The organism is Aureicoccus marinus (assembly GCF_002954325.1).
GTDB lineage: Bacteria > Bacteroidota > Bacteroidia > Flavobacteriales > Flavobacteriaceae > Aureicoccus > Aureicoccus marinus.
Genome location: NZ_MQVX01000001.1, coordinates 422,668 through 441,019 on the forward strand (window position 1 = coordinate 422,668; position 18,352 = coordinate 441,019).

Genomic DNA, 18,352 nt, shown 5'->3' on the forward strand with positions numbered 1-18,352 from the left:
GTTAAATTTGTTTAATACACATGATGTACGCCTTATGGCCGAATTGCTCTCTGTTGTGGATTCCCTGGAAAGTAGAGTGCATCAGTTGATTAAACAACTGGAGCAGCTCCAACAGGAAAACGCGCTTTTGCAAAAAGAATTGGATTCATTGGAAGAGAAGCAAAAGGAAAAGTCTGAGGTCGCTGAAGAATGGCAAGAAAAATACCAGGCTTTAAAAATGGCGAACAGCATGTTGGGTAGTAATACAAATAAAACAGAAGCGAAGCTCAAAATAAATACGCTAATCCGAGAGTTGGATGATTGCATAGCTCAACTTTCGGCCTAGCCCATTCCATATGGGAGAAAAGCTCAAAATAAAGCTTTCTATTGCTGACCGGGTTTATCCATTGACGATTGACCCCAAGCAGGAGGAAGGACTTCGAAAGGCCGCGAAAAATATCGATTTCTTGGCCAAGAAATTTGAGCAAAACTATGCGGTACGGGATAAACAAGATGTGTTGGCCATGTGTGCCTTACAGTTTGCCTCCCGAATTGAGCAGAGCGGAATAGAAGAATCGGAACAAATGCAGCAGGCGGCTGACCGGCTCGGAGACCTTGAAGCTCTCCTGGCTCAAGCCCTTGGTTCGGTTTAAGTTCTTTGCAATAAGCTAGAGTTACTGCCCACATTGGCATTTAATTTTGACAAACTCAACATTACACTTTTTAAAAAGGGTGAGTTTCGGTTGTAAGAGCAGGCCTTCTTGTCAAGGATCCTCGCGCAGCTGGTTAGCCCTAAACCTGTTTTTAGGAGTTTGTACAAAACTTCCGCTGATGTGGGTTTTTTATTTTAATACAACACAGATATGGACACCAATATAACCTTGATTGTTGTCGGTTTAGTCGCTTTGCTTCTCGGCTTCGGAATCGCAAAAATCTTGGAAAAAAACAAAGGAACACAACTCATCAATTCTGCTAAGAAAGAAGCAGAGACTCTTTTGAAAGAAGCGAAAAAAGAGGGGGAAAGCATCAAGAAGGATAAAATTTTTCAAGCCAAGGAGAAGTTCTTGGAGCTGAAGGGTGAACACGAGAAGGTCATCATGGGCAAAGAAAAGAAGATGGCCGAGGCCGAAAAGCGTATTCGCGATAAGGAATCCAAAGTCAGCAGCGAGCTGAACCGCAACAAGCAACTGAACGAGCAGTTGTCTTCTAAGCTGGCCGAAGTTGAGCACAAAAGTGAAGTGCTGGACAAGAAGCAGACAGAAACCGAAAAATTACACAAAAGCCAAGTACAGCAGCTGGAGGTCATCTCTGGTCTCTCTGCCGAGGACGCCAAATCCCAGTTGATGGAGTCCTTAAAAGAGACGGCCAAGACTGACGCCATGGCCTATTTGCAAACTACTCTGGAAGAGGCCAAACTCAGTGCACAGCAAGAGGCACGAAAGATTGTAATCAACACCATCCAGCGCATCGGGACGGAAGAAGCCGTAGAGAATTGTGTTTCTGTTTTTAACTTGGAATCAGACGATGTGAAAGGCCGTATTATAGGGCGTGAAGGTCGAAATATCCGAGCGATTGAATCAGCCACTGGCGTAGAGATCATTGTGGACGATACACCGGAAGCGATTATTCTCTCTTGTTTCGATTCGGTGCGTAGGGAAGTAGCGAGACTCTCGTTGCACCGTTTGGTCACTGATGGGCGGATACACCCGGCCCGAATCGAAGAGGTTGTTAAAAAGACCGAAAAGCAAATCAACGAGGAGATTATTGAGATTGGAAAGAGAACGGTTATCGATTTGGGTATTCACGGATTACACCCCGAATTAATCAAGGCGGTAGGACGTATGAAGTACCGGTCTTCCTATGGACAGAATCTGTTACAACACTCGCGTGAAGTAGCGAAGCTCTGTGGGGTGATGGCGGCAGAATTGGGTCTCAATCCCAAATTAGCAAAGCGCGCAGGTCTGTTACACGATATCGGGAAGGTACCTCAAGCCGAAGTTGACATTGAGACCCCACACGCCATCCTTGGTATGGAATGGGCAAAGAAATTCGGCGAGAAAAAAGAAGTCTGCAACGCCATTGGAGCTCACCACGACGAAATAGAGATGACCAGTTTAATCTCGCCGATCGTCCAAGTCTGTGATGCCATTAGCGGTGCACGCCCTGGTGCTCGTCGACAGGTTTTAGATAGTTATATTCAACGATTGAAAGACCTGGAAGATATTGCTCTGGGCTTTAAAGGAGTGGAAAAAGCCTATGCTATTCAGGCAGGCCGCGAGCTGAGGGTTATTGTTCAAAGTGAAAAAGTGAACGATGACAAGGCAGCTGAGCTGTCGTTTGAAATCTCCCAGAAAATCCAAACTGATATGACCTATCCGGGGCAGGTGAAAGTCACCGTGATCCGAGAAACCCGTTCAGTCAATATCGCCAAGTAGAAATCAAGTACCTGATAGAAGTCATTTTTTAGGACAAGGCATCGGAATACATTTGAAGTATTCTAAAAGTCTTAGTCATGAAAAAAGAGTCCCCGTATCCCAGATTATGACCCGCGAGCTGGTGACCCTCAGTCCTGTAGATGACCTGGTCACAGCAGAGGAACTTTTCAAAAAACATAGAATTCGGCACATTCCGGTTGTTCAAGGGAAAGAAATCCTAGGAATGCTTAGCTACACAGATTTATTGCGCATCAGTTTTGCCGATGCCATTGGCTCTGAAGAGGAACAGGTTGAAACCATTGTCTACAATATGTTCTCCATTGAGCAGGTGATGGCAAAAAATATCATCAGTGTTCCTTCTACCGCAAGTATACGTGAGGTGGCCGCTTTTTTAGCGACCCAAGAATTTCATGCCCTTCCGGTCGTTGACGGGGAAGAATTGGTGGGCATTGTGACCACCACAGACCTGATCAATTATTTGGTAGAACAGTATTAGGGGCAGAATTAATCCACGCCTTCTGTCGCTTCGTTATCGGAAGGAGCTTCTTCTTCGACCTGCTTATTGAGCTGATTTTCCATGATATTTAGCTTTTTGAGCTTGGCCTTCCACGTATCCAAGGATTCGCGGTGCTTGGTGATCTTGGAAACCACTTCTTTTACCAGTGGGTTGTCTTCTGACGCATTCGAGAAGAACTGCAGGTTGTTTTCGAGCTGTCTGATCTCTGCATTGCTCTCGTCGATCTTCTTGCGGATAAACGAGCGTTCCTTTTGGATAGCTCTGTCATCCTGCCCACCAGCTAATTGGCTTATTTTGTCTCCGTACTTCAACAGTTCCGATTCTTGCTTGTCGATATCCAGTTTTTTGAAAAGGGCATCGATAATTTTGTTGAACTTGTTGTTGATGTGGAGTTTGTTCTGAGGAATACGTCCAAATGATTTCCATTCGGCGATAAAGCCTTTGATGGCATTGAGGTCGTCTTCTCTTTTACCGCTCAATTGAAACTCTTTCAGGCGATCTAAGCACTTTCTTTTGTTCTCGTAATGCTCGAGTTCTACCTGGTGAGAAGCGTCTCTTTTATCGTGTAGACGGTCAAAGTAGTGATTACAGGCCGCCTTGAAGTCGTTCCAAATCTTATCAGAATATTTCCGTGGCACATGGCCAATCTTCTTCCATTCGTTTTGGATTCTCTTCATTTCAGGAGTAGCTGTTGCGTGATCCTCACTGTCCTTTAGGGCTTCTGCCAAGGCCAGTAAATTGCGCTTTTTCTCCAGGTTGTCCTGTTGTTCCCTCTTAAGGTCTTTGTAGAAGCTGTTCTTTTTGCGGTTAAATTGTCGCACAGCTTCCTTGAATTCAGACCAGGTCGCCTCATTTACTTTTTGAGGGACTTTCCCAGCTTTAAAGAATTCTTCGCGAAGAGCTTCAACTGCCTTCATTTGCTTTTGAAGGGCTTTGTGGTCTTTGGCCAAGCCTTCTGCTTGATCCAAGATCGAAGCGATAATTCCTTTTTTCTTTTCCAGGTTGACTTCGTACCCGGCTTCGAGTTCTTTGAAGTGATCCTGCCGTCTTTGGTGCATCAGTTTGGTTGCTGCACTAAAACGCTTCCAAATGGCTTCACGGTGCTCCTTAGCTACGGGCCCTATATCTTCTTTCCAGATTTTGTGGAGGGTCTGTAGCTCGAAGAAAGCTTTACTCAGGTCGGGTTCTTGAACCAAGCCCTCTGCACGCTCCACTAGCTTTTGCTTCTCTTCCAAATTGTGTTTGAAATCCAGATCGCGCAGCTCGCGGTTCAGGTGTAGGAAGTCGTAGAATATTTCGGTGTGGTGGTGATAAGTTCTCCACACATCGTTGTATTGGTTACGAGGTACTGGCCCTGCATTTCTCCATTTTTCCTGGAGCGCTTTGAAGTTTTGGTAGGTGTTGTTCATGTCTTCCTCGACATTGATCAACGACTTGAGTTCTTCAATGATGGCCAGGCGATCCTGAAGGTTGCTCTCGAGTTGTTTTTCCAGGTTCTTGTAATAGGCATCTCGCTTTTCTCGGTATTCTTTATATACTTCGTTGAATTGCCTTTTAGAGACTGAGCTGAATCGAAAATCGATCTCATTGCCCCCGTTTTCTAGGAATTCTTCCTTCTTTTCTTCAAAGAGGGATTTGAACTGCTGATCAAAGGAGCGTTTGATCTGATTGACGTGGGTGTTGATGGCTTGAACCTTTTCGGTTCTCACCAACCTTTGCAACTCTCCGACCAAGTTTTCCATGGAGAGGGAATCGTAGTCCAACAATGGGATTTGGTGACGGCGGTTGTTGTCGTCGTCTTCCGCATCCTCTGCGTTGGCTTCATCAATTGCCTCTTGGGTCTCTCCAGGACTTTCTTCTGTTTGTCCTTTTGCTTTGGCTTCTGCGGGGCTTTCGGCTGATTCAGCGCTGGGCTCTTCGCTCTTAACAGGTTCTGACTCCGAAGGAGCTGGTGTCACTTCGGTCTCGACCTTTTCTGCAGGAGCAGGGTTTTGCTCAACTGCTTTTGTTTCTTCGCTACCTGTCGATTCTGGCGACAGTTGTTCGTCTTTCTCAATCATGACGATGCTCTTTATTGGTTAAGTGATGACCACATCAAGTAAAAGATCTGGTTTAATTCACCTGGTAAAAATACACAAAGTATTCAGGCCACAAGGAAACGTAGAACAGATATATTGACCGTTGATCGGCTCTTTACGAAATGCGGTGCTGTTGCCAGATCTCCCAGGCCTTTTCGGCTTGAAATTCCAGCATGGCCAAGCCATTTTGAATAGAGGCGCCAGCTTGTTCAAAGGCTTTTAAAAATGCTGTTTTATCCGGGTTGTAGATCAGGTCAAATCCCAGGCAATTCGAAGAGATGGTGGAGTAGGGAATGGAGGGTTTGGTTTCGACATCTGGAAAGGTTCCCAAAGGGGTAGTATTGACCACCACCTGATAGCCGCCTAAGCCTTTTTCTTCCAGGTCTTGGTAATTCATTCCTGTTTTCTCTCGGTCTCTGGAGACTCTGTCTAATTTAAATCCGAGTTGTTTGAGGATGTAGCAGACGGCTTTTGAAGCTCCGCCGCTTCCAAGCACCAGTGCTTTACCTCTGGTGGAATGTAGATGGGGGAGGAGGCTTTGCTCAAAGCCATAGGCGTCGGTATTGTAGCCTTTTAGCCCCTGCGGTGTTAGGGCGATGGTGTTCACTGCGCCGATTTTTTCAGCGACAGGGTCAAGTGTACTTAGGAAGGGGAAAACCTTCTCCTTGTAAGGAATGGTCACATTCATTCCAGAGAGGTTTTGAGTCTTCAAAACTTCGTGTAATTCTGTCAAGTCTTGAAGATCAAAATTTACGTAGACCGCATCTGTTCGCTGTTCGCGCTTGAATTTTTCCGTAAAATAGGATCGAGAAAAAGAGTAATCGATGTCCTTACCCAGCAGACCGTAAATTGCCTTTTTTGCGCTGTTGTCTGTCGCCATACCATTCGAGTAAGAGTAGAATTACAATGCCCATTACAATGTACAAGCCCGCCCACAAGGTCTCCTCTAGGCCGAAGTCAGGCACGAAGCGCTTGTAATTCTGAATAATTTTATCGCCGTTGGTATCCAGAAGGATGTTTCCTCCTGAATCTGTTTTGAATACGGTTCTTTTCCAAGGCCAAATAACCCCCAAGGAGCCGGTGATGAAGCCTACAATAACAGCCGTCGTGATTTTTTTGTAGCGCTTTAGTACATAGCCCAGCAAATGTGAGAGCGTGACCAAGCCGGTTAAAGATCCCAAGGTAAATACCGCAAGAATCTTCAAGGTGTGAAGGCGCTCCTCGTTTTCCATAAAACTGTAGTCTCCATTGAAGAGCTCCGAGAAGGTCAGGTAAAGGGCATTGACCGAATCAACCAACAAGAGCACGTAATTGCCCAGTAAAATCAAAATAAAGGAACCTGAAAGCCCGGGGAGAGTCATCCCGGAGACACTAATAATGCCACAAAAGAAAATAAAATACAGGTTGTCATTCTCTGGTGCCGGATTCAAAAAACTGATTGAAATACCCAAGATCAAGCCCAAAATACCAGCGGTCAGAGTTTTTTCGTTCCAGTGTTTAAAATCTTTAGAGATGTAGTAGATCGAGCCCAGGATCATTCCAAAAAAGGCCGACCAAACATAGAGTTCCTTTTTTTCCAGAAAGTAATCCAGGAGCCGGGCAACGCTGAAATAGCTGATGAGCATACCGGAAAGAAGGAAGAGTAAAAAGTTACCATTGATGTAGCGGTAAAAACTGCGAAAACGCCCAGAGAAGAAGAGGCGAAAGGCCTTACCGTTGATTTTTTGCAAGGAGTATATAAATTCTTCATAGAAGCCTCCCACGAATGCGACGATCCCACCAGAGATTCCAGGCACTTTGTTAGCCGCTCCCATGGCCATGCCTTTAATCAACAAGAAAATGTAATCAAGAATCGATCGTGAATACTCCATACCTGGTTCTGACCTAGTTTTTAGCGGCCAGCCTTTCCAGGATAAAAATAAGTGAAAAACCCAGTATCCCTAGGAGAACAGCGCCTAATAATTGCGGATCACCGTCGAATTGTTCAGGGAAGAGGTTGATTTCGCGAATAGGGATAACCTTATCGTCAATCACACGGGATTCAACCACTTCTTTCCAAGGCCAGATTTTATTCAAAGAGCCCAGGATAAAACCGGTCAATAAGGCCAATGTGCTGTTTCGGTAATGTTCAAAAAGCCATTTCAGGAGTCGTGAAAAGCTCAACAAGCCAATAACGGCTCCCATACCTACCGTTAATACTTCTGCAATTTTTCTTTCGTGTACCGCGTCCAGTACTGCTTTGTAAGAACCCAAAAGTACCAGAATGAAGGATCCCGATATCCCTGGAAGAATCATGGCGCATACCGCTAGGGCCCCGGAAAGGAATAGATAGGGGAGGCTATCGACTTCCGCACTCACAGGCAAGATGGTAATCCAGAAGGCTACCCCTGCTCCAGCGATAAAGAGCGCAATGGAGAGGAAGGACCACTTTTTAATTTCTTTCCCAACAAAAATCACGGAAGCCAAAACCAAGCCAAAGAAAAAAGACCAGACCAAGACCGGGTGATTTTCGAGCAACCAACTTAGGGCTTTGGCTAATGAGAATATGCTGATGAAGATTCCTCCAAAAACAGAGATAAGGAAGGATCCGTTGATATGCTTCCAAACTGCAGCAAAGCCTTCCTTTCGCCAAACATGGATCAGACTAGGGCTAATCGAATTGATGGACGAAATTAATTCTTCGTAGATCCCGGAAATAAAGGCAACCGTTCCCCCGGAGACACCAGGTACAACATCGGCCGCGCCCATGCCCATGCCCTTGAGGACCAAAAAGGCAAAATCTTTGGTACTTCTGTTATTCTGCATAAACGCTTCTTAGGTAGAGGCTTTTTTGTGAACTGAAAAGATATCAATCACCCAGGGCAATTGAAGAAATTCTGGGAAGTAGGTTTCGAAAACTCGGATTTTGTGCACATCCATTTGTAGTGCCTTCCCAAAGTATTCTTGAGCAGCACGTGTTTGGTGTCTTTGTAATTCTGAGCCTGCTAGCAAATACAAAAGTTCCGCACTTTCAGGATGAAATTCCACTCCTTGTTTTAAAATATCGATCGCCGCTTCTGCTTCTCCATTGCGCAGGAGAACATCTACCCAACCCATGTAGGTTTCTAATTCGTAGTTGCCCAATTCCACCGATTGGCGGTAAGCATAATCGGCTTCGTCCCAGTCTTGTAGGGCTTGATAGGTCAGAGCGGCCTTCTTCCAATACACTGGATTCTCACCGTCAATACTAATAGCTTTATTGACGTAATGCAGGGCTCTTTTGTATTCTTCTAAGCGAAAGTAGAAGTCAGTGATCGCCAGCCAGCCCTTATCCAACAGAGGATCTTCATGAACGGTGTTGTAATAGTAGTATTTGGCCAGATCAAAGTTCTGCAGTTTTTCGTGGCACTTTCCGATGCGTAAATACGCATGAGAAGTAGGGTCGTCGATCTGCATGGTCATTTCGTAGCACTCAATCGCTTCGTTGTAGCGCTTTAGTCGCTCCAATACCTTGCCTTTCTCAAAATAGGCGCCGATGAACTGGTCATCCGAAATGATCGCGAAATCAAAGGCGACCAAGGCCTCCTCATCCAGCTCCAGAGTGCAATACATTTTACCCAATTGATGCCAGGCGACCTCGCAATAAGGATTGCGTTCCAAGTAATCGTTCAAAAAGTGAACTGCGCCTTGAAAGTCTTCTAGAAATTCAAAGCAGTACACCACATTATAGAGGGCAGAATAGTCTTTTTCATCAAACTCCAGGCACTGGATAAAACTACGCTTTGCTTTTTCATAGTCATCCATAAACAGGTATTCCATACCGAGTAGAGAGTGAATGTCTAAAGCGTCATCGGTCATGTGCAGGGCTTCCAGGAGCAAGTTTACGGCTCCTAGGTGATCGTCTTGCTTGGAATGAATATTAGCCCGCTGTATGTATATTTCGTCGTTGCTGGGGTCCAATTGCTGAAGCTCGTCTAAAATACCCTCAGCTTCTTGATAGGCATCTTCGAAAACCAATACCTCTACTCTCAAGAGTTTCAGTTCCATAGAGTGGGTATGCTGTTGGAGTCCAATCTGGATAGCTTTTTTGGCTAAGGAGAGTTTACCGTGGTTGAGGTAGTGATGGATAATAGTTTCAAAATCCTCGGAATCAAAGAAATAGACGTCGTCTGTTTTGAGCATCAATTCAAATTTCGATACAGACTTGTCCGGTTTTTCGTTAGGATTCAACGCCATAGGAAGGAGTTTGGTTTTACCATGGACTTAAAATTAGCGTTAAGAAGAGGCCGTTGATTTCGGGAGCCGCAATCTTATCAACATTTTAGTCAACACCAAGCTGCTCAAACGAATCTAGTATGTCAACAATTTGTTGGCAAGCGTGGGTTATTTGATGTTTAGAGATCACCAAGGGTGGCGTAAGTCGTACGGCGCAGGGTTCAAAGAGGAGCCAAAAGAGGATTATTCGTCTTTTGATGCCTTCCAATACAAGGAAGTTGGCTATTTCTGCTCGTTCAAAGAGTAATGCCAGCATCAATCCACGTCCGCGGATTTCTTTTATCAGGGGGTGTTTCAGCTGGATCCTGAAAAGCGCTTCTTTTTCTAAACTCCCCTCCAAATGATTTTCCGAATAGAGGGCCTTCAAGGTGGCTCGGGCCGCTGCTGCAATGACAGCGTTACCTCCGAAGGTGGTGATATGACCCAGTTTTGGTTCGCTTTGGAGTGTTTTCATCAATTCAAAAGAGGACAACAGGCCTCCTATAGGCATTCCTGAAGCCATACCTTTACCAATCACGAGCAGATCAGGGGTACAATTAAATTGCTCAAAGGCAAACAGGGTCCCACAACGACCAAAGCCCGGTTGAATTTCATCCAGCACAAGAAGAGCCCCTACTTCATCACAACGCTCACGTACCTTTTTGAGGTAATCGTTCTGGGGCAGGATAAAGCCGGCTCCTCCCTGAATGGTTTCCAGTATAACCGCGGCGGTATGGGTCGTGATTTTTGAAATTTCCTTCTCCTGATTGAAGTGCAAAAAGCGCACATCCGGAAGAAGGGGGCGAAAAGCCCCTTTACGGGCTTCGTAGCCCATAAGGCTTAGGCTGCCTAATGTACTGCCGTGGTAGGCGTTTTTTGCGGCGAAAATCTCGGTGCGTCCTGTGGCTCGTCGTGCTAATTTAATGGCGGCTTCCATGGCCTCTGTGCCGGAGTTGACCAAGTAAAGACACTGCAATTCTTGTGGGAGTTTGGAGCAGAGTTCTTCGGCGTATTTGACGGCAGGCTTTTGTATGGTTTCGCCATACACCATCACATGCATGTAAGTGGCGGCCTGTTCTTGAACAGCTGCTACAACTTCGGGGTGGCAATGACCTAAGCTACAGGCAGAAACCCCTGCGACAAGATCCAGGTGTTCCCGAGCATCCTTATCGATAATGAGGCAACCTTCTGCACGGGCTATTTCAAGACCTAACGGGTGAGGAGTGGTTTGTGCCTGGTATTTAAAAAAGGCGTCTCGCACGGCTTATCGTTTTTTTTTATGAGCTGCTGTTCTGCTCCTTTTCGCTCGAAGTTGTTCCTCCTTATCGATGTTTAGAGGGTCATTAATACCGCGAATGGTGGGCAAGACGAGGTTGTTGTCGTCTTCGTCAAAAATATCTTCTTTGGTGAGTAACCGTTCATCTCCGCGCCAAATAAACCCTTTGAGTTTTCGGCTGTCTTCAGGGAGGTCTTTATCTGGGAAAATATTCCCATCGGGATTGACAAAAAAGGTGATCTCGTCAATAGCATTATTCAGCATATGCAGTCTGATCTTTGAGCAGATGGTTTTGTCTATACCGAGGAGTTCCTGTTTGTCATTATACATATAATAGATGACCTCGGTATTTTTCACCAGATCAATATCCTTGAGCACATTGTCTTCGAATTTGCCAAAAAGATCCTTCCCTTTGGCCTGGTTATAACCTTGCTGGCCCACCGTGTCCAGAGCGATGACAAAGGCGTTGTTAATGACCTTGAGGGAATCCAGTTTTTCCGTTTCCAGATCGGAGATGAGGTAGATGCTATCACCGGTCATTTGATTTTCGGCATTCCACATAATGGGGTCGCTTACCAATTCGGTGATCCCGGTCTTCTGTTCGAAGTGAATTGAATCGCATTTCCCAGCCAAATCGGTTTTGAAGAATCGGGCCCTACGGAAAGCTCTGATGACCCTTTCGTCCGGTTTTCCGGTCACCATCAAGGTGTCTCCATGCATGTAGAGGGAGTCGTTTTCGACCATATTGATCGCTACGGCTCTCCTGGTAGCAAAGACGGAATCTTTGGCTTTGAATACCTCGGCATAATGGGCCCGAACGACTCCGTCATTCACGGTGTCTGTAACCTGAATATTATTGGTAGCCGAGGCAAATTCCCGGGTCTTATCAAAGAAGACACTGTCCCCTTCGATGATCCGGTTATCGTAGTAGATTTTTGTTTTACGTACTCCGTAGCCCTGTTCTATGGAGGTGTCGTAGAAACCTCGCTCACAATACATGGTATAGTCTTCTCCTTTGATCGTAGAAGGTCCCCGCATATAGGCGTTTTTGGTTTCGGTGTAGTAGTCCATTTGCCTGGAGTCGATGGTGTAGTCAGCATTTTCGATATGGACACTGTCCTTAAAGCGGTACTTTTTCAACTCCATAAAATAGGTGCCGACTCGACTCGTCAGGGTGTTTTCGGAATCGACTATGCGTGCACCACTGCGGTAATACGAACGTTGAGCTGCCCGATCAAAGTAAAGGGTGTCGGTATAAAGCGTCATTTCGGAATTGGTCAGCTCGACCTTTCCGAAAGATTTGGCAAGTCGGGTATTGCCATTGTATTGCACTTGCCGGCTGTTCATTTCGACAGAGTCTCCCTGTTGCAAGCGAACCTGTCCGATGGCGCGCAAACGATTCTCTTTGGGGTAATAAATAGCGACGTCGCACCACAAGTCTGCCCCCTGGTGCTCAAACTGTACCTGCTTTTCTTCGTCTCGGCTAAAAATAGAGGCGCCCGGGTACCGAGCTTCGTCCTTGGAGAACGTACCTCCGTAAACGATTTGAATTTGTTTTTCTTCGGTGGTTTCTTGTGCCCTAAGGCCCGAGAAGACAAAGAGGAAAACCAGTCCAAAAAGAAATACTCTCATAACCCAAAAGTAGGGAATTCGTCTATCGACCAGCGGTATTTAACGAAAGATTGTCTGCTTGCGATCAGGGCCAACAGAAACGATCTTGATCGGAACGTCCACTTCCTTTTCAATGAAGTCGATATAATCCATCAAAGCGGGTGGTAAATCGCTAACCTCCGTTAATCCAGTCAAATCCTTCTTCCAGCCCGGTAAGCTTTTGTAGATCGGCTTCAAATGGGCGTCATCAATGCTGTAGGGCAGGTGGTCAATACGCTCGCCTTTGTACTGGTAACCAACACAAACTTCCAGGGTGTCAAATCCACTGAGAACATCCGCTTTCATCATCATCAGTTCAGTAACGCCGTTGACACGGACTGCATACTTTAGAGCGACCAGGTCCAACCAGCCACATCGTCTAGGACGACCTGTGGTGGCACCGAATTCGTTTCCGACACGCCCTAGTGTTGCTCCGGTTTCATCGAAGAGTTCAGTAGGAAAGGGACCACTGCCAACGCGTGTTGTGTAGGCTTTGAAAATACCAATAACCCGACCGATGCGGTTTGGCGCTACTCCCAATCCGGTACAAGCTCCGGCCGCTGTTGTTGTGGAGGAAGTAACAAAAGGATAGGTTCCAAAATCCAAATCGAGCAGAGATCCTTGGGCTCCTTCCGCCAGGATTTTCTTTCCGTTTTTCTGGGCCAGGTGCATATAGTCTTCACTGTCGATAAAGGTCATTTGCTTTAGACGATCAACAGCAGCCATGAATTCTTCTTCCAGCTCCGCTAAATCATATTGAATATCGACATTGTAGAAGCCGATCATGGCTTCGTGTTTGTTGGCCAAATTGCGGTATTTGGTTTTCCAGTTGTCAAATTCTAAATCCCCGACACGGATACCATTTCGACCCGTTTTATCCATATAAGTCGGCCCAATACCTTTTAGCGTTGATCCGATTTTGGCTTTTCCCTTGGCCGCTTCGGAAGCTGCATCCAACAATCTGTGGGTGGGGAGGATCAAGTGGGCTTTTCGGGAAATGAGCAGTTTTTCTTCCAAAGCCAGACCAAAAGGCTCCAGGTTATCAAGCTCCTTTTTAAAGATGACAGGGTCGATGACAACTCCATTCCCAACGACATTGATGGCATTGGGGTGAAAGATTCCGGACGGGATGGTATGCAAAACGTGCTTGATTCCATCAAATTCCAGGGTGTGACCGGCATTGGGTCCTCCTTGAAATCGAGCGATCACATCGTAATCCTGGGTTAAAACATCAACAATTTTTCCTTTTCCTTCGTCTCCCCATTGAAGACCGAGTAGTAAATCCACCATGTGGTTTGTGGTTTATTGTTTTTCGTTGCGCTCTCCGTAGAAATAGAGCGAATGGTTGCTAATGGTAATATCGAAAACCTCTTCTATGGTCTTTTTGATCGACTCGATACGAGGATCACAGAATTCGACCACTTCCCCAGTATCCGTAAGGATGACATGATCGTGTTGTCGGTCAAAATAGGACTTCTCGTACTGGGCGTGGTTGTTGCCAAATTGGTGCTTGCGTACCAATTTACAATCCATTAAAAGTTCGATGGTATTGTACAAGGTTGCCCGGCTGACCCGGTAGTTCTTGGTTTTCATTTTGATGTACAAAGACTCTACATCAAAGTGTTCATCGCTGTCGTAAATCTCTTGTAAAATAGCGTACCGCTCTGGGGTTTTGCGGTGTCCGTTTTCTTCCAAAAAGGAAGTAAAAACATTCTTGACGATTTCTTGATTTTCAGCTTTTGACATGAACTATGACTACTAAGCACACAAAGTTAGGCGAAAAATTATATCCGTGCCACTTTATCGATACCTTGAACCTGCTTTAGGTTGTTAATCAGCTTTTTAAGGATGGAGTTGTTTTTGACCACCACGGCAATGCGCCCTGAAAAAGTCCCGCCTTCCGTGCTAAAATTCAGGTTTTTCATATTCACATGCATGTGTTCCGAAATGATATTGGTGATCTCGTTGATCAGTCCCATATTATCAATTCCCGTGAGTTTGATATCGGCGGTGAACTCTTCCTGAGAGGAATCAATCCATTTCGCGCTGATAATTCTGTAGGCAAAGTTGGATTGGAGCGAAATGGAATTGGGGCAGTTCTTTTTGTGCACTTTAATCCCGTCATTGACGGTAATGAACCCAAATACATCGTCTCCTGGAATCGGGTTACAGCACTCAGAGAGTTTGTAGTTTAACTTCTCTTCCTCGCTGCCAAAGACCAGCATATCGTAATTGGCTGTAATCTCCTCCTTGTTGATGTCGGGTAAAGAAGGGGAGCGGCGTATTTTATTCTTGAAGAAGTTCAGGAAGGCATTGTGGTATGAGCTTGCGAACTCCTTGATCTTTTGATTCTCAATGATTCCATTCCCAACACGGTAAAATAGATCCAAACTCGTTTTCAGTTTGAAGTAGACGACCATCTTGTTGATGACCTCTTCGTTGAGTTTTATTTTCTGGGACTTGAGTTTTCTTCTCAATATTTCCTTGCCCTCTTCCGCGATTTCTTTCTTTTCCTCTCTTAAGGCTGATTTAATCTTGGAAATGGCGCGAGCGGTATGCGAGTAATCCAACCAATTCTGATTGGGTTTGGCACTTTCGGAAGTGATGATTTCGACCTGATCCCCACTGTGCAAGACGGTGTTTAGGGGAACGAGTTTTCCATTCACTTTTGCTCCCCGCGTTTTTAGCCCAACTTCGGTGTGCACGTGAAAAGCAAAATCCAAAGGAGTGGCTCCTTTGGGTAAACTTTTTAGTTCTCCTTTTGGTGTAAAGACAAAGATCTCTTTGGAGTATAAGTTGAGTTTGAACTCTTCTACAAAGTCTACGGCATTGCCGTTGGCGTTTTCCAAGGCTTCCTGTAAGCGGTTTAGCCAGACCTCAATACCTACTTCTTTCTGTTCTCCATGCTTGTATTTGAAGTGTGCTGCATAGCCTTTTTCAGCGATTTCATGCATGCGTTCACTTCGGATCTGTACTTCGACCCATTTGCCTCCAGGCCCCATTACCGTGATGTGCAGGGCTTCGTAGCCAGTAGATTTAGGAGAGGTAATCCAGTCCCTCAGGCGTACGGGGTTAGGTGTAAAGTGATCGGTGACAATGGAGTAGATCTTCCAAGCAATAAACTTCTCTTGATTTTGCTTGGACTTGTAGATGATGCGAATGGCAAACTTGTCGTAAATCTCGTCAAAGCCGACATTCTGTGCTTTCATCTTCCGGCGGATCGAAAAGATCGATTTCATCCGTCCCTGAATCTCATAGTGCAGTTTTTCTTTGTCGAGAGAGGAGCGAATGACATCCGCGAAATCTTGAATATATTCTTCGTTTTCGTCCTCTGTATCTTCAATTTTGACTTGAATGTCTTTGTACACTTCCGGTTCGGTGTACTTCAAACTGAGATCCTCCAATTCGTTCTTGATGTTGTACAAGCCGATTCGGTGGGCCAGGGGCGCGTAGATGTATAGGGTTTCGGATGCAATTTTCACCTGCTTGTCTTCCGGCATGGAATCCAGGGTGAGCATATTGTGATAACGGTCGGCAATTTTGATGATAATCACCCGAACATCATCGTGAAGCGTCAGTAACATTTTGCGGAAATTCTCCGCCTGTTGACTGATGTCTTTGTCCTTTTTCAGGTGTGCAATCTTGGTCAAGCCATTAACAATACGGGCGACCGATTCTCCAAAAAGACGTTCAATATCGTCTAAGGTGTAAGGGGTATCTTCGACCACATCGTGCAACAGGGCTGCCGCAATGGAAACTCCGTCCAAACCGATTTCAGAAGCCACAATTTTGGCGACTGCAATCGGATGAAATATATAGGCTTCTCCGGACTTTCTTCTTTGCTCTTTATGTGCGTCAACGGCAACATCAAAAGCAGAACGAATCAGTTTTTTATCGTCGGCGCTGAGCGTCTGATAACTGGTCCGCAGAAGCTCCTTATAAGCCCGGGCGATTTCCTTGTTTTCCTGTTCGAGATCGATTTCCGTCATGAACCTATAAAAGTACGCAATCTTTGTCTTTTAATGAGTATAAACTAAGCAGGGAATCGTCCGGAAAGTCTCAGAAAAATACCTCTGATAAATTGGCAATCAGGACATTGTACGCTGTCGAAGGGCCTCATAGATAAGGATCCCCGTGGCTACAGAAACATTCAGAGAGTCAATGCGGTCTTTCATGGGAATGCGTACGACCGTATGAGATTCTGCTAGCCATTCTTCCCCTAAGCCTGTGGATTCTGTGCCGACAACTAGGGCACAAGCGCCTGTATAATCGGCCTCCAAATAAGAGATGGAACCTTCCAATGCAGCGGCATAAATTCCAATGTTTTTCTGTTCCAGGAACTCCAGGGTTTCCGTCGAACTCGCCAGGGCGATGGGCAATCCAAAAAGACAGCCGACACTGGAGCGGATGATGTTGGGATGATAGAGGTCTGAACGCGGATTGGCGATGCAAACGGCATCTACGCCAGCGGCTCTTGCTGTGCGCAATAGAGCGCCTATATTCCCTGGTTTTTCAGGAGCTTCGGCGACTAATACTAAGGGATTTTCGCCTGGTAATTTAAGATCTTCCAAACGGTGACTCTGAGCGTAAGCCAGTCCGATTAGTCCTTCGGTACTGCCTCGGTGAGCCAACTTTGCATAGACCTTGTCGGAAACCCGAATAAGTTCTTCGGCCTGACTTTGTTGAATGAGGTCTTCTTTTGGAGAAGTATCCTCTCGAAAAAACAAATGAGAAAAGCGGTAGCCCGCTTCCAGGGCAAGTTCAACTTCTTGGATCCCTTCAATGACAAAAAGGCCGGTTTCTTTTCGCAACCGGCCTTTGTCTTTGAGCTGCAGAACCTTTTTGACTAAGGGGTTCTGTAGACTGCTTATTTCTTTCATTCGATTTACTGTCTCTGGTACTTTCCTTCGTATCGCTTCCACAGTTCGGTCTGGTGACTTTCGAGACTGATGAGGCGGCCGTCAATAAAGGCATGGGTCAATTGATTCCCTCGCATATCCAGTGCATCCCCTTTAGAGATGAATAGGGTGGCACTTTTCCCGACTTCCAGGGTCCCGTAATTGGAATCAATGCCGAGTATTTTTGCGGTGTTACCTGAAATCAATTGCAAGGCTACTTCCTTGTCTAGTCCTTGCCCGACCACTTGCCCGGCATAAAAGGGAAGGTTTCTCGTTTGAAAGTTGCTAGCACTGGCATTTTGAAGACCGACTAGCAAACCGGCGTCGACCAAAAGACGAGGCAATTTATAGGCGTAGTCGTAGTCGTGATCTTCGGAGCGGGGCAGGCTGTGCGTACTTTGTACAAGAACAGGTACCTGGTGTTTTTTAAGAAGATCAGCCACACCTACGGCTTGATATCCTCCAACAAGGACGACTTCCTTAATCCCGGTCGCCTTGGCGGTGGTTACCGCATCGATGATTTCTCTTTCTCCATCGGCATAGATGTAGAGTTTCCCGCTTCCGTTAAAAAGCTTCTGCATGGCCTCCATGGCCGGGTTTTGGATGCTGCTGGGGCCTTTGCCATAGGCGGCGGATTCCGTCATGAAATTCGCGACTTCTTCTACCTGATCAGCGTATTGCTTATTGGGTTGAAATCCGCGAGGTTCTCCTAACCACCAGCGCCCTCTTCTGAAGGAGTTCGGCCAATTCAGGTGTACGCCGTCGTCTTCTTTGACCAGGGCATCTTCCCAATTCCAGGCATCCAACTGTACGATGGAAGAGGTTCCTGAAATTCGACCACCCTTGGGGGTGATCTGCGAAAGCAGAACACCATTGGGGCGTAAACTTTCGACCACTTGAGATTCTGCATTGTAGGCAATTATACTGCGAACATGCGGGATCATCCCTCCAAGTTCATCTTGGTCATCTGAGGCGCGTACCGCATTGATCTCGACCAGACCAAGCGACTTTCCTGGAGCGATAAAACCAGGGTAGACATGCATTCCGCTTGCCTGAATGACTTTTCCCTGACGAGCAATACGCGTTCTCGCATCACCGACAAAGCTCAGTTTGCCATCGGCAAACATCAAGAGGGAGTTTTCGATCACTTTTCCGTTCCCCAAGTGGGCCGTGGCTCCTTCAATGGTGAAGGCCTCGGTCTGGATCGGAGCAGGGGTTTGTTGGGCATAGGTCAGTACAAGACCCAACAAAAAGCTAAAGAGTATATTGAATTTTTTCATCTTGTC

At 46.0% G+C, this 18,352-nt stretch carries 16 protein-coding genes and 1 other RNA gene; 5 read left to right on the forward strand and 12 right to left on the reverse strand.

Going from position 1 to position 18,352, the window contains the following annotated elements; translation table 11 throughout:
- Positions 1-7 precede the first annotated feature (7 nt).
- The 5 genes from BST99_RS02030 (at position 8) to BST99_RS02050 (ending at position 2,910) form a co-directional block, all read left to right on the forward strand.
- Positions 8-325, forward strand: a complete 318-nt coding sequence (locus BST99_RS02030; RefSeq protein WP_317046095.1) for a hypothetical protein — start codon at positions 8-10, stop codon at positions 323-325.
- A 10-nt stretch (positions 326-335) separates the two neighbouring features.
- Positions 336-632, forward strand: a complete 297-nt coding sequence (locus BST99_RS02035) for a cell division protein ZapA (protein ID WP_105000315.1) — start codon at positions 336-338, stop codon at positions 630-632.
- A gap of 53 nt (positions 633-685) precedes the next feature.
- Positions 686-793: non-coding RNA, 6S RNA (ssrS, locus tag BST99_RS02040), on the forward strand.
- Positions 794-842: 49 nt separating this feature from the next.
- Complete coding sequence (gene rny / locus BST99_RS02045) at positions 843-2,414, forward strand: ribonuclease Y (RefSeq protein WP_105000316.1); 1,572 nt, start codon at positions 843-845, stop codon at positions 2,412-2,414.
- A 106-nt stretch (positions 2,415-2,520) separates the two neighbouring features.
- Positions 2,521-2,910, forward strand: coding sequence for a CBS domain-containing protein (locus tag BST99_RS02050; protein WP_105000317.1), 390 nt, complete (start codon positions 2,521-2,523; stop codon positions 2,908-2,910).
- Positions 2,911-2,918: 8 nt separating this feature from the next.
- Here the strand turns inward: BST99_RS02050 and BST99_RS02055 are convergent, their stop codons facing one another.
- The 12 genes from BST99_RS02055 to BST99_RS02110 form a co-directional block, all read right to left on the reverse strand.
- Entirely contained in the window at positions 2,919-4,991 is a 2,073-nt protein-coding gene (locus tag BST99_RS02055; protein WP_105000318.1) for a DUF349 domain-containing protein, read from the reverse strand.
- A 133-nt stretch (positions 4,992-5,124) separates the two neighbouring features.
- Positions 5,125-5,889: a shikimate dehydrogenase family protein gene (locus BST99_RS02060; RefSeq protein ID WP_105000319.1), complete on the reverse strand. Its 765-nt coding sequence runs from the start codon at positions 5,887-5,889 to the stop codon at positions 5,125-5,127.
- On the reverse strand, positions 5,840-6,880 hold the full coding sequence (locus tag BST99_RS02065; protein ID WP_105000320.1) for a DUF368 domain-containing protein: 1,041 nt from the start codon (positions 6,878-6,880) through the stop codon (positions 5,840-5,842). Before BST99_RS02065 ends, BST99_RS02060 begins: the two co-directional genes overlap by 50 nt.
- Before the next feature lie 13 nt (positions 6,881-6,893).
- A complete protein-coding gene (locus BST99_RS02070) occupies positions 6,894-7,814 on the reverse strand; it encodes a DUF368 domain-containing protein (RefSeq protein WP_105000321.1) in 921 nt (306 codons plus the stop codon).
- 9 nt (positions 7,815-7,823) lie between these two features.
- Positions 7,824-9,224, reverse strand: a complete 1,401-nt coding sequence (locus BST99_RS02075; RefSeq protein ID WP_105000322.1) for a tetratricopeptide repeat protein — start codon at positions 9,222-9,224, stop codon at positions 7,824-7,826.
- An 85-nt stretch (positions 9,225-9,309) separates the two neighbouring features.
- A complete protein-coding gene (locus tag BST99_RS02080) occupies positions 9,310-10,503 on the reverse strand; it encodes an aspartate aminotransferase family protein (protein ID WP_105000323.1) in 1,194 nt (397 codons plus the stop codon).
- A gap of 3 nt (positions 10,504-10,506) precedes the next feature.
- A complete protein-coding gene (locus tag BST99_RS02085) occupies positions 10,507-12,150 on the reverse strand; it encodes an OstA-like protein (RefSeq protein ID WP_105000324.1) in 1,644 nt (547 codons plus the stop codon).
- A gap of 39 nt (positions 12,151-12,189) precedes the next feature.
- Positions 12,190-13,458 carry an adenylosuccinate synthase gene (locus tag BST99_RS02090; protein WP_105000325.1) on the reverse strand — a complete coding sequence of 423 codons (1,269 nt, stop codon included), beginning with the start codon at positions 13,456-13,458 and terminating at the stop codon, positions 12,190-12,192.
- 12 nt (positions 13,459-13,470) lie between these two features.
- Positions 13,471-13,914 carry a Fur family transcriptional regulator gene (locus tag BST99_RS02095; RefSeq protein ID WP_105000326.1) on the reverse strand — a complete coding sequence of 148 codons (444 nt, stop codon included), beginning with the start codon at positions 13,912-13,914 and terminating at the stop codon, positions 13,471-13,473.
- A 38-nt stretch (positions 13,915-13,952) separates the two neighbouring features.
- Positions 13,953-16,157 carry a RelA/SpoT family protein gene (locus BST99_RS02100; protein ID WP_105000327.1) on the reverse strand — a complete coding sequence of 735 codons (2,205 nt, stop codon included), beginning with the start codon at positions 16,155-16,157 and terminating at the stop codon, positions 13,953-13,955.
- A 99-nt stretch (positions 16,158-16,256) separates the two neighbouring features.
- Positions 16,257-17,048 carry a TrmH family RNA methyltransferase gene (locus BST99_RS02105; RefSeq protein WP_105000328.1) on the reverse strand — a complete coding sequence of 264 codons (792 nt, stop codon included), beginning with the start codon at positions 17,046-17,048 and terminating at the stop codon, positions 16,257-16,259.
- Between the two features lie 5 nt (positions 17,049-17,053).
- Positions 17,054-18,346: an amidohydrolase family protein gene (locus BST99_RS02110; protein WP_105000329.1), complete on the reverse strand. Its 1,293-nt coding sequence runs from the start codon at positions 18,344-18,346 to the stop codon at positions 17,054-17,056.
- Positions 18,347-18,352: the final 6 nt, after the last annotated feature.